Consider the following 12,396-nt stretch of genomic DNA (forward strand, 5'->3'; position numbering starts at 1 on the left):
GGGCCATCGGCCGTTTCCGAACAGCCAGGGCCTCGACGGCGCCTACGGGAACGGGTGCGGGACGAGCCGCAGTTCGTCCTCGGCGAGGTCGGTGGCGCGCAGCCCGCCGCGGCGCAACGCGGTGCGCAGGCGCGGAAGTTGGAGGGCGCGCTGGCGGGTCCAGCCGAAGTCGATGGGGAGCAGTCCGGGCACCAGGGTGCTGACGGTGTGCAGGCCGAGGCGGCGCTGTTCGGGCGAGGTCTGGTCGACCACGATGACGTCGTAGCCGGCGTCGGTGAACCGGTCGCGGCAGAACAGCAGGTCGTCGAGCAGGTCGGTGCCGCGCGGGCAGGTCTCGGCCCAGTCGGCGTACAGCTCGGCGGCGGGCCGGGCGGGGGCGGTGGGTTCGAGGTAGCTGCGGGCGTGGTGGGCCATCTGCGGCAGGCCGAACAGCGCCGCGTGGTCGGGCAGGCGGCGCACCAGGTCGAAGTCCGAGGCCATCGCGACGAGTTCGGCGGGCCGTTCGTGGACCTGGCCGGGCAGGTGCGGGATGTAGGTGAGGATCTCGGAGACCGCGGATTCGACGGTGTCCTCGGGGTCGAACCCGGCGGAGGCGGCGAACGCGAGGGTGCCGGGGCCGCCGTCGCGGCGGACGGCGAGGGCGGTGACGACGGGGACGGCGAGGTCGATCCGGTTGTCGAAGGCGTGCACGTCGTAGCCGAGCAGGGCGGCCCGGTCGAGCATGGCGCGCAGCGCGGGGCCGGTGCTGGCGGTGAGGTCGATCTCGGGCAGTCGGGCGTTGCCGTACCAGCCGATCAGGAAGGCGTCCCGTTCGATCAGTTCGAGCAGGCCGTACAGGATGGCCTCTTCGAGGCAGCTGCCGATGGCACAGCCGTTGGAGCATTCGAAGACGAAGTTGTCGGCGGCGGCGCCGGCGCTGTAGTAGCAGAGCCGGGCGGGCACCAGGACGGGCTTCTGGTCGCGCAGGGACCAGCCCTGGACCCAGGGGATCGGCCGGTCGGGGTCGAACGGGCCGAGCATCGGGTCGTCGCGGTAGGTACGTTCGCTGTACAGGCCGCATTCGCGCGGGTCGAGTGCGGCGGCCCCCAGGTTGCGGTAACTGTCCGTCAGGAGAGGCACGTTGGAGCGGCGGTGGGTGCCGGCGTAGCGTTCCAGGCCTTCCAGGAAGGCGAGCGAGCGGCTGGCCCGGAAGGAGTTGGCCTGGCCGCTCCAGGTGACGTCGGTGAGTCCGGCGTAGCCGCGCATGAAGACGGAGCCGGCGACGGGGGCGGTGGTCGGCGAGACCACGTCGGTCCAGGTGCCGGCGCCGAGCACGCCGCAGACCGGGTTGGCGAGCGCCGCCTCGGGCAGGTCGTACCCGTCGGCGGCGCGCAGCCGGCGGCGGTCGGGGGCGGGCTTGGGGCGGGAGACCAGTGGCAGCACGGGCTGTTCGGCACCCGGCACCCCGTCACGGACTGCGCCGCCACCGACCGCGCCGTCACGGTCCTCCCCGTCCCGGTCCGCGCAGGACGGGCAGAGCGGTTCGGCGAGCAGCGGGAAGGTCTGCACCCGCAGTGTCTCCAGGTCGAGCCGGGAGACCTGGGGCAGTGCGGTCGGGGCGGCGTCGACGGTGAGCAGGTGCAGCGCCCAGACGGCGTCCACGGCGTGGTCGGGCAGCGGAGGCAGGCCGGGGCCGGCCAGGGTGCTGGTGCGGCCGGTCTCCAGGGCTTCGCGTTCGGTGCGGCTGCGCAGGCGCTGCCACCGCATGGCCAGGCAGGTGCCGCACGCGCCGTCGGGGTCGCCGCCCCAGGGGCCGATCAGGACGGTCTGCGCGGTGAGGTGGACGGTGGCGCGGGCGCGACGGCGGGCGGCGTCGGCGGGTTCGGGGCGCAGCAGGTCGGTGCCGCCGAGGACGGCGACCGCGGGCGCTGGGTGCCCGTCGCCGGCGGCGCGTTCGGCGAGTCGGCGCTCCATCCGGTCCCTGGCGGCGTCGAACGAGGCCTCGGCGGGGGTGGTCATCTGGTGCCTCCGGGGAGACCCCGGCCGGACGGGCCGGGGGTGGGATCGGTCTGCCCGCACGGCGGGTCAGCGAGTCAAATATCTGACGACTCGTCAGTTGCGGTTGCTCCAGCGGAAGGTCTTGGCGGCGATCAGCGCGAAGACCAGGGTGAAGCCGGTGAGGGCGGCGCAGTCGAGGAACGGCAGGGCGATGCCGCCGCGGCCGCCGACGGCGTCGGTGACGCCTTCGTCGAAGTAGCGCAGCGGCAGGGCCCGGGACAGGCCCTGGAGCCAGCCCGGCATCAGGTCGATGGGGTAGAACGCGCCGGACAGGAACGCCATCGGGACCATCACGCAGTTGGCGATCGCGGCGACCGCCTCGGGGGTGTTGGCGAGGGTGCCGACGACCAGGCCGAGCGCGGCGAAGGCGGTGATGCCGAAGACCAGCACGGGCAGCGCGAGCGGCCAGGAGCCGGACAGGTGCAGGCCGAAGGCGGCGAGTGCGACGGCGGTGAACAGCACGGCCTGGACCAGGCCGGTCCCGAGGGCGACGGCGTAGCGGGCGCCGAGCACGGTGGGCAGCGGGGTGGGGGTGCGCCAGATCAGGCGCAGCAGGTCGTCGCGACGCCAGTGCATCAGGGTGAAGGCGACGCCGAACAGGGCGGCGTTGCCGATGCCCCAGGAGAGCACGCCGGGCGCGATGTAGTTGATGTAGGACAGGCCGCCGTCCACCGCCTGGCCCTGGAAGATCATCCCGAAGACGATCAGGAAGACCAGCGGGAACGCGAAGGTGAAGATCACCGAGGTGCGGTCGCGCAGGTAGGCGAGGTAGCTGGCCCTGGTCACAGCGGTGTAGGCGTTCACGGTCGGTGCTCCGTTGCGATCGGTTCGAGGTGGGCGGTCACGACCGGCGTTCCGTCGCGGCCGGCCCGGGGCGGGCGGTCACGACCGGCACTGCTCCGTCGTGGCCGGTCCGGGGCGGGCGGTCACGACCGGCGTTCCGTCGCGGCCGGCCCGGGGCGGGCGGTCACGACCGGCACTGCTCCGTCGTGGTCAGTGCGAGGTAGGCGTCCTCCAGGGTCGCCGTGCGGGTAGTGATCTCCTCCAGGTCGACCAGGTCGCCGAGGGCGAGCAGCACCTGGTTGGCGGTGTGGGTGGAGATCACCAGTTCGCCGCCCTCGATGCCGGCGCTCTCGACGCCGGGCAGGTCGCGGACGTCCTCGACGCCGAGCCGGTAGGCGGGGACGCGCAGTGTGGTGGGCGCGGAGAGCGACTTGATCAGGTGGCGGGGGCTGTCGACGGCGAGCACCGCGCCGCGGGCGACGATCGCCACCCGGTCGCAGAGCGCCTCGGCCTCGTCGAGGTGGTGGGTGGTGTGGACGATGGTGCGGCCGTCGCCCTTGAGGGCGCGCAGCACCTCCCAGAGCGAGCGGCGGGCGGCCGGGTCGAGGGCGGCGGTCGGCTCGTCCAGGAAGATCAGTTCGGGTTCGTGGATCAGTGCGGTGGCGAGCGCCAGGCGTTGGCGCTGGCCGCCGGAGAGCTGGTCGATGCGGCGGTCGGCCTGGTCCCCGAGGTCGACCAGATCGAGGGCGCGGAGCGCGGCGGGCCGCTCCAGGCGGTAGAGCGCGGCGACGGTCTCCAGGTGTTCGCGGGCGGTGAGCCGGGTGAAGAACGCCGAGCTCTGGGTCTGGATGCCGAGGCGGCGCAGCAGTGCGGTGTTGCGCGGCCAGGGGCTTTCGCCGAGCACGCTGACGGTGCCGGAGTCGGGGGTGCGCAGTCCTTCGACGATCTCCACCAGGGTGGTCTTGCCGGCGCCGTTGGGGCCGAGGATGCCGAAGAACTCGCCCCGTTCGACCGTCAGGGACACTCCGTCGAGTGCCTGGACCGTGCCGTAGCGCTTGCGGACGCCGTCCAGCGCCACTGCCGCGTCGGGGCGGCCGTCACCTGTGCTCATCCGTGTTCTCTCCTTGCTCTCCTTGCCGCCATCACGCGGCATCACGCGCCCTCACGTCATTCGCCTTGCTGCACCGCACAGTTGGTCCGCTCATTCGCGTCTCCCGCGCAGCGACCTCAGCGACCGCAGCGCGCCGCCCGCCGCCCACAGCAGCAGCGCAGCCACCACCGCGAGGGCCGGCAGCCAGCCTGCGAGCGGGCCGAACCAGGCCGCCAGCAGGGCGCTCGCCGCGGCGAGCAGCGCGGCGGACAGCACCGCGCAGCCGAGCGCGTAGCCGCCGAGGACCAGGCGCAGCCGGGCCGGGTAGCGGCGCAGTTCGGCGCCGTCGCGGCGGATCGCGGCGCGGGCCGCCACGGCGGCGAACGTGCGGCTCTCGGTGGCCAGTTGAAGGGTGTCCAGGGCGTAGCCGAGCGCCTTGTAGCCGTCCAGCGGGGGCAGCGGCAGCAGGTTGCCGAGGGCGACGGCGGTACCGAGCAGCAGCAGCCCGCCGAGGAACGGCCGGGCCTGGGCGTGTGCGGGCAGCAGCGCCCAGGCGGGGTAGAACGGCAGCAGGAAGGCCAGGTTGGCGACCGCGCCGGCGGCGGCGGTGGCGATCTGCTCGCGGCGGCGGGCGAAGAACCGGACGTCCTCCACCTCGCAGTACAGGTACGTCATCGGCAGCCGCCAGCGCAGTCCGATCTCGCCGATCCGGCCGCCGTAGGCACGGCCGACCAGGCCGTGGGCGAGTTCGTGCAGGGCGAGGCTGGTCCACAGCAGGGTGCCGACGGCGAACAGCGCGACGGGGTTGTCGCCGAGCCGCCGGGTCTCGTCGATCAGGGTGGGCAGCTGGACGGCGACGGCGACCAGCAGCGCCGCGACCAGGGCCAGCAGCGGTGCCAGGACGGCGCGGCGGCGGGCGAATCCGGTGACGCGGTGCAGGGTGTCGAGCAGTTGGGGCGCGTCGGCGACCAGCTTGGCCCGGCCGCTCAGCAGGCCGGAGCGGGGCCGCTCGGCGGCCTTCGGCGGCACCGGGACGGGGGCGTCGACGAGCAGTCCGCGGGTGTACAGCAGGCCCATCATCTGCTGCCACTGCGGCTCGCCGAGCCGAGCCCGGAACCGCTGCGCGTACTCCTCGCCGACCTGGGCGAGGGTCAGGGTGCCGTCGAGCCGGGCGATGATGAAGTGTTCCTTCGGCCCGATCTCCAACTGCCGCCCGCCGACCGGGTCGTGCAGCAGGTGGACGACGGCGGTGCCGCGGCGCAGCGGCCGGGAGGTCCGCAGTTCGGGGCGGATCGCCGGCCGCAGCTCCAGCAGTCGGCGGCTGCTCACGGCGCCGCCGCGGGCTGCGGCTCGCGCAGGGCGCGGGCCAGGATGTACGACAGGAACGCCTCGTCGCGGACGGTCACCGACAGCCGGTTGTTGGTCATGTGCGCGTACGGGAACAGCAGCATCGGCAGCGCCTCGGCGGGGTCGGTGACGGTCAGGTCGCGGGTGCCGTCCCAGGAGCGGAAGACCAGTTCGCCGCGGCGCGCCAACTCGGCGGCCTTCTCGCGCAGTTCGAGGCAGTGTTCGGCCCAGCCGCGGAGCACGGCGGGCAGCCGCTCGGGCGCCCGGTCGAGGATCGCCGCGCGGATGGTCCGGAACCTGGCCGGCAGGGTGTCGCCCATGCTGGCGTAGGCCCGGTCGTAGCCCTGCTGCGCCGTGTAGTTGGTGCCGGCGAACGAGCGGTTCCAGAACGCGTGGTAGCGGTCGAGGAAGGCCAGCAGGTCGTCCTCCTCGGGGAGGAAGCACGCCGTCATGGTCATCATCAGCTGGGTGGCCAGGCCCAGCACCACGGTCCGCAGGTGCAGGTTCATGGTGCGGGTGGCTTCGATCACCAGGTCGCTGGAGTGCTGGAAGTGCCACTCGGCGAGGTCGATCCCGGCGGGGCCGCCGTACTTGCCGTACTCGGGCTCGTACTCCTCGCGGCTGAAGGTGTTGTTCTCCCGCAGCCTCATCTTCCCGTCCGGGCCGACCAGTTCGGCCCGCTCGTCGGGCGTGAACTCCAGCTCGAACATGGTGTTGTAGAGCTCCGCGAAGAAGCTGTCCGCCACCTGGTAGAGCGCGGGGCGGCGGCGCAGGAACTCGGCGACGGCGGTCTCGGCGCGTTCGCGGACCTGCTCGGCGGCCTCGGGGCGGGCGGGGCGCAGCCGCAGGCGCAGGTGCGGGCCCTCCACCCAGTAGTTGATGAAGAAGTACCCGGCGAGCAGGCCCTCGTCGGCGAGTTCGGCCACCAGCGGGCGCACGCACTGCAGCAGCAGCGGCCGCGGGCTGGCGGCGTAGAAGACGTGCAGCGCGAGCCAGTCCCCCGGGGTGTCCGGGGACGACGACAGGTCGGTCATTGGTTCGGCTCTCCTCGCCGGGTCTCGATCATGCCGTTCTGCTCCACCGACGGCTCTGACTGAGCCAACGGCAGGATTTCCAGGGCCAGTTCGGCGACGTGGCGCCCGTGCGCGGAGCGGACGTGCAGCGCGTCCTCGCCGGGCAGCATCTCCTCCAGCACCAGCCGCCCGGCGCCGCCGGACAGCAGGGCGTCCAGCGCGGTCAGCGACAGCGGGCTGGCGAAGTCCACGTACTGGGGTTTGGCGCCCCCGAGGGGGACGCCGGGCCCCTCGGGGTACGCCCGGGCGAACACCCGGTCGGGCAGGGAGTGCCGGCGACGCCAGCGCTGCCATTCCAGGTATCGCTCCGACTCGGTTGCTCCCTGCGGGAGTTGCGGCAGTGCCGCGGCGGTGGCGGTCCAGTTGCGCCGGTGCAGCACCAGGCTGCCCAGGCGGACCCGGGGGCGGCGGGCGACGCCGGTCGCCGAGGCGGCGGCGGGCACGCCGCGCCACAGCTCGGGCGTCACCCGCGAGGTCGGTGAGAACAGCAGCAGGCTGCGCGGGATCTCGGGCAGCACCATCGGCACCAGGTAGCCGAGGTAGACCGGGACCACCTCGACGCCGAGCCGCCGCGAGCGCAGCACCAGGCGGTCGGCGGCCGGGTCGTGCTCGACGTACAGGTCGTCCAGGTGGATCTGCGCGTCCTCGGGCGCGGTGCTGGTCTCGCCCGGGCACACCAACTCGTGGTCGGTGAGCCGCGCGTGCAGGTTCAGATTGGTGGTGGCCGCACCCGCGGTGACCTCCGCCAGCACCGCGCCCTCGGGCGCCACTTCGCGCAGCGTGCCGCGCAGCCCGGCCGGCAGGGCGACGCGGTCGTCGTCGAAGCAGTGCGTGAACCGGGTGAACGGGAAGCACAGCCCGCCGTACGAGTGGTTGAGCACCACCAGCGGCTCGCCGTCCCGCGCGGACAGCTGGACGAAGTGGCTGTGCGGCGCGAACTCGCCGACGTCCGTGCCGAGTTCGGCCGCGACGGCGGCCAGGTCGGCGTCCGTGAGCGCCAGTTCCTCCGCGTCGTCCGGCAGCTGCTCCGCCAAGTGGCGCATCCGGCGGGCCAGTTCGGCGCGGGCCCGGTCGAGCGCGGTGATCTGCGGCTGGCCCAGCCAGTTCTCCTCCGGCGGGTAGCCGCGGTGCTCGGCGTCGCCCGACTTGGCGGCGGTGAACTGCAGGTACTGGTTGAAGATGTCCTCGTGGAAGTCGTGCACCAGTTGCAGCAGGTCGTCGCTGCGGCCGCCCCGGCCGTGCCGGACCAGGAAGAAGCCCTTCAGAGTGAGGCGTTGGGCCAGTCCCAGGTCGAACACCGGGAGGATCCTGGCGAGTTCGGCCAGCGGCTCGGCGGCCAGCCGCGCCCACGGCCGCGGGTCGGTCGTCACCTGGCCGGCGGCGACGTCCTCGTACAGCAGGGTCTGCGGGACACTCGCCCGCTCCTCCCCCAACTCGGCCTGGACGGCCGCCAGTTCGGAGCGGATCTCGATCAGCAGCGCCCGCCGGGTCAGGACGTCGGCCGCCGGGTAGCGCTCCAGCGCGGCGATCGGCCCGGCCAGCCGGTCGGCGACCGCGGTCGCCCACGGCCGCTCCAGTGAGCGCAGCGCCCGCTGGAAGGACCTCAGCGGGTCGCCGGTGTGCACATCGGTGGCCAGCAGCGGCAGTTGCAGGATGCCGACGTCCAGCAGCGCGGCCAGGTACCGCTCGGCGTCGCCCGCGTCGGCGGTGCCGCCGTCCGGGCCGAGCTGCGCGGCGAGTTCGGCCGCCAGCTCGCCGAACCGGATCCGCGGGCGCTGCCGGAACAGCTCCAGCAGGCGCTCCAGCACGCCGCTCAGGCGCAGGAAGAACAGCCGGTCGCGGGCCGCGTCGAAGCTCACCGCCGCGCCGGCGTCGCCCGCCGTCACCGAGCGCCGCACGTAGCGCACTCGGTCCTCGGTCAGCTCCATGCCGGAGGCGGGGGCCACCGGCAGGTCGGCGCGGCGTCCCGGGTCGGCGGCGACCAGTTCGGCGAGCCGGGCCAGCACCACCACGTTCAACCGCGGGTGGCTGCGGCGCCCGTCGCCCAGCAGCAGCTCGGTGCCGTCCGCGGGCTCCGCACCGACGACCGGCTCGCCGAACGCCCCAACGGCGACCGGTGTGAAGGTGCTGAACGGGCTGGTCTTGCACGCCGTCCGGTACAGGTACGACAGCAGCGAGCGTTCCATCTTGCGGGTCCGCTTGTCCGGCGCGGCGCTCGGTGCGCCGATGCCGTCCAGGCGGGCCTCCAGCGGCGGCGAGGCCAGCAGCAGGCCGAGCCGCAGTTCGTCCAGGCTCGCCAGGCGGCGCAACTCGGCCCGGGTGCGGACGAGTTCGCGCTCGAAGACGGGCCCGCCGGCGTCCCGCAGCTCGGCCAGGCGCTGCCGGGCGGGCAGCCACCGGGCGAGCAACTCGGCGGTGTCCGGGTCGAGTTCGGCGACCAGCGCAAGCGCCTCGGCGGGCCGCTCGGGCATCCGGTTGTTGAACACCCTGCGCCGCAGGTCCAGCACCCGGCGGCGGCCGTCGGCGTCCGGCGCGAGCTTGACGAGCGCCGACAGCGGGTCGCTCAGCCGGGCTCCGAGGTCCGCGAGCCGCTCCTCCTCGGCCACCAACTCCTCGGCCCAGCCGAAGACTTCGGCCGAACGCAGGCCGTGCACGGCCTCGACGGGCAACCCGCCGGCGCGCAACATGAAGCGGGGCCCGAGGCCGAGTGCCCGGCCGGCGGGTGCGGCGCTTCCCGCGCTCACAGTGGTGGTCAACGTTCCTCCGCCGGTCAGGCGATCGCGTGGTCGAAGTCGGCCGGGCTGCGGTGCTCCTGACCGATCATCATGATCAGCAGCGGCAGTTCCTCGCCGTCCACGAGGCCCAGGTGCTCGGTGTAGGAGACGGAGTCGAAGCCGAGCGCCACTCCGCAGGCCAGCCCGGCCGCCGGGGCGACCGTGTACAGCGCCTGCGAGGTCGCGCCGACGGCGGCGTTCACCAGGCGCAGGCCGCGGTCACCGACGGCGTCCAGCACGGCCGGGGTGGGGGCGCTGACCAGGATCAGCGCGCCGGCCTGCTCCAGGTTGTAGTTGTCCAGGAAGTAGTTCCGCTGCAGGAACCCGCCCTGCGGTCCCGCCTCGACCGGCGTCAGCGTGCGTTCGCCCGGCTGGTACACGTACGCGCCGGCCGGCACGCCCGCGACATGGTTGACGAACACGTGCAGCCGCGTCAACGAGCCGTTCACCGGCCCTTCCTGACAGCTCGCCAGCCGTCCGGCCGAGGCGGCGGCGGTGAGCGCGGTGGACAGCTGCTCGGCGGACATCGGCGGGTTGCCGGTGAACCGTCCGAAGCTGCTGCGCCGGGCCCGCAGCGCCTCCCGGACGCCGAGCGCGGTCTCCTGCGGTGCGGGCAGCCGGATCGGCTCGCCGACCGGCCCGGCCGGCGCGGACGCCGCCCGGAGCCGGGCCCAGGCCTCGGCCAGCGCCGCGTCCAGCACCCCTTCGGCGGGCCGCTCGGCCGCGCCGTCCAGGGTGGCCCGGTGGATCCGCCGGACGGTCTCGAACTCGATGACGGTCCGCGACCGTTCCTGCTCGGCGGCCCGGACGACGGCCCCGGTCGGCTCGGCCGGCAGCGGGTCCGCGGCCGCGCCCGCCCAGCGCAGCGGGACGACGGCGAACACGCCCTCCTCCTCGGCGCGCAGGCCGAGCAGCCGGCCGATCCGCTCCTCGTCGAACCAGAGCGCGGCGTCCAGCCGCAGGCCCTGCGCACCGGCCCAGATCCGCCAGGTCTCCAGCAGCGCGCCCAGGTCCATGGTGACCACGTGGTAGGCGAAGCTGTTGTACTTGAAGGCGTTCTGCCAGAACTTGACGGTCAGCACCAGGAATTGGTCGCACTCCTCGGCACGGCCGCCGAGCGCGGCCCGCACGTCGGGCGTGACGTCGCCGGTCAGCAGCCGCCGCATCGAGTGGTGCGGGGTGGAGTAGTGGTGCACGCCGGGGGTCAGCGGCCCGCTCGGCCCGCTGACCCAGTGGATGCCGATCGGATAGAGGCCGCCGCCGGAGGCGGTGCCGCGGGAGAAGTTGGCGTGCGGGTAGCGGGGCAGCGTGCCGAGGTCCGAGTTGGCCTGCACGCCGAGCCGACGGCCCGTCAGACCGTAGGAGTCGCGCAGCATGCCGCCGAGCAGCGGCAGCGTGAAGCCCCCCTCGCCGCGCGGCCCGAACAGACCGCGCCCGACGGCGGCGGCGGGGCCGGGCGGGCAGTCCGGCAGCGGGAAGTGCGGCGCGGCGGGGAAGTACTTGTCCTTGCGCGGGCGGTCGGCCCAGTCGGGCACGAAGTCGGCGGGCTCCATCGGGACCCGGCCCCGCCACAGCACCGCGGACGCGTACGCGCGGGCGTAGCCCATGATCGTTCCTCTCTCGTGCGCCTGCCGCCCCCCGCTGTCGGGGGAGCAGGCCGGGCGGGGCTCAGGGGAAGGGGTGCGGTGCGGGGTTGAGCTGGTCGGCCCGCAGGTCGTGCGGGCGCAGTCCGGCTTCGCGGGGCGCGGTCCGCAGCCGGGGCATGGTCAGGGCGCGCTGGCGCTGCCAGCCGAAGTCGATCGGCAGCAGCCCCGGCACCAGCACGGAGGCGGTGTGCAGGCCTGACGCGCGCTGCTCGGGCATGGTCTGGTCGACCACCACCACGTCGAACCCGGCCGCAGCAACCGCGTCGACGCACCGCCGCAGGTCCGTGCGAAGGTCCTCGGACGGGGCGATCGAGCCGTCCACGAGCCCGCCGACGGGCGCCGGCCCCGGCCCGTCCTGACGCTTCAGCAGGAAGTCGGCGTACTGCGCCATTTCGGGCAGCCCGTACACCAGCGGGTGGTCGTGCAGCACCCGCACCCGGTCGAAGTCCTCGGCCATCGCCCGCAGTCGGCGCTCCTCGCGGGCCGTGCGGCTGCGCAGGTTGACGGCGTCGGTGGCGATCTCGCACAGGCCGGCCCAGAGCGCGGCCTCCGGGTCCAGGCTGGCGCCCGCGCCGAAGCAGAGCCGGCCGGGGCCGCCGTCGAGGCGTTCGGCGACGGCGGTCACCACCGGGACGGGGAAGGTGATCCGAGTGTCGAAGAACCGGGCGCGGTAGCCGTACATCTCCAGCCGGTCGACCATCGCCCTGGTCTGCGGGCGGCTGCTGCTGCGGCCGTCGAGTTCGGGCAGCGCCAGCTGTCCGTACCAGGCGATCAGGAAGGCGTCCCGTTCGACGGCCTCCATCAGGCCGTAGTAGATCGCCTCCTCCAGGCTGCCGCCGGACGCGCAGCCGTTGGAACTCTCCTGGACGAAGCGGTGGGTGAGCCCGCCGGGCGCGTGGTAGTACGCCAGGATCTCCGGGACCAGCAGCGGCCGTTCGTCCCGCAGCGACCAGCCCCACACCCACGGGATCGGGGTGCTCGGCGAGAACGGGCGGACGCCGGCGACCCGGTGGAACTCCTCGGTGTACAGGCCGCAGACCCGGGGGTCGAGCGCCTGCTCGCCGAGCTCGTCCAGGGCGGCGACCACGGTGGTGCGCTTGCCGCGCGCCCGCATCCCGGCGAACCGCTCCAGCCCTTCCAGCAGGCCGACCTCGGTGCTGGCCCGGTAGCCGGCCGTGTGGCCGCCCCAGAAGCACTCCCGCAGGTAGTCGCCGGAGCGCATGGTGAAGCAGCCCACCGTGGACGAGGTGGAGGCTGACACCAGGTCCGGCACCACCGACGGCCCGAGCATCCCCGCCACCGGGTTGACGAACGCCGGCAGGGACAGCCCGTACTCCGCGACCGGCCGCAGCCGGAAGTCGTCCACCGCCCTTTTGGGACGGCTCGCCAGTTCGATCCGGGCCGCCTCCGCGCTGTCCTCGACACGGTGCTCGCAGCGCGGGCACTCGGCGTCCGTGAGCAACGGGAAACCGCTTACCCGCAGCGTCTCCAGGTCCAGCAGGTGCACCACCGGCAGCCCGTCGCGCACCCGCGGACCGCCCTCGGCGCGGGCCGCCAGCAGCGCGGCCAGCGCGTCGGTCAGGAACGGCACCGCGAACGGCGGACGACCCGCCGCCCGGGTTCCGGACCCGAGCTCCAGCGCGTCG

The 12,396-nt window shown here is 74.1% G+C and carries 8 protein-coding genes; all 8 read right to left on the reverse strand.

Translation table 11 applies throughout. The features are described from left to right. Positions 1-42: 42 nt before the first annotated feature. The gene (locus tag IEZ12_RS12330; protein WP_189272071.1) at positions 43-1,998 is read right to left on the reverse strand and encodes a TOMM precursor leader peptide-binding protein; all 1,956 of its coding nucleotides are present in this window, start codon (positions 1,996-1,998) and stop codon (positions 43-45) included. 93 nt (positions 1,999-2,091) lie between these two features. Beyond that, positions 2,092-2,841 carry an ABC transporter permease gene (locus tag IEZ12_RS12335; RefSeq protein ID WP_189272072.1) on the reverse strand — a complete coding sequence of 250 codons (750 nt, stop codon included), beginning with the start codon at positions 2,839-2,841 and terminating at the stop codon, positions 2,092-2,094. Positions 2,842-3,004: 163 nt separating this feature from the next. Further along, the gene (locus IEZ12_RS12340) at positions 3,005-3,931 is read right to left on the reverse strand and encodes an ABC transporter ATP-binding protein (RefSeq protein WP_189272073.1); all 927 of its coding nucleotides are present in this window, start codon (positions 3,929-3,931) and stop codon (positions 3,005-3,007) included. 90 nt (positions 3,932-4,021) lie between these two features. Further along, positions 4,022-5,239, reverse strand: a complete 1,218-nt coding sequence (locus tag IEZ12_RS12345; RefSeq protein WP_189272074.1) for a peptidase M50 — start codon at positions 5,237-5,239, stop codon at positions 4,022-4,024. Next, a complete protein-coding gene (locus tag IEZ12_RS12350; RefSeq protein WP_189272075.1) occupies positions 5,236-6,291 on the reverse strand; it encodes a lantibiotic dehydratase C-terminal domain-containing protein in 1,056 nt (351 codons plus the stop codon). The genes IEZ12_RS12345 and IEZ12_RS12350 overlap by 4 nt, the downstream gene beginning before the upstream one ends. Next, positions 6,288-9,086 (reverse strand): lantibiotic dehydratase, encoded by a 2,799-nt coding sequence (locus tag IEZ12_RS12355; protein WP_373295466.1) that lies wholly within the window; start codon positions 9,084-9,086, stop codon positions 6,288-6,290. The genes IEZ12_RS12350 and IEZ12_RS12355 overlap by 4 nt, the downstream gene beginning before the upstream one ends. 14 nt (positions 9,087-9,100) lie before the next feature. Further along, the gene (locus IEZ12_RS12360) at positions 9,101-10,711 is read right to left on the reverse strand and encodes a nitroreductase family protein (RefSeq protein WP_189272076.1); all 1,611 of its coding nucleotides are present in this window, start codon (positions 10,709-10,711) and stop codon (positions 9,101-9,103) included. A gap of 61 nt (positions 10,712-10,772) precedes the next feature. After that, on the reverse strand, positions 10,773-12,396 hold a 1,624-nt coding region (locus IEZ12_RS12365; RefSeq protein ID WP_229847460.1), incomplete at its 5' end, for a TOMM precursor leader peptide-binding protein.

Origin of the sequence: Kitasatospora griseola (assembly GCF_014648555.1) — a bacterium.
Classification (GTDB): domain Bacteria; phylum Actinomycetota; class Actinomycetes; order Streptomycetales; family Streptomycetaceae; genus Kitasatospora; species Kitasatospora griseola.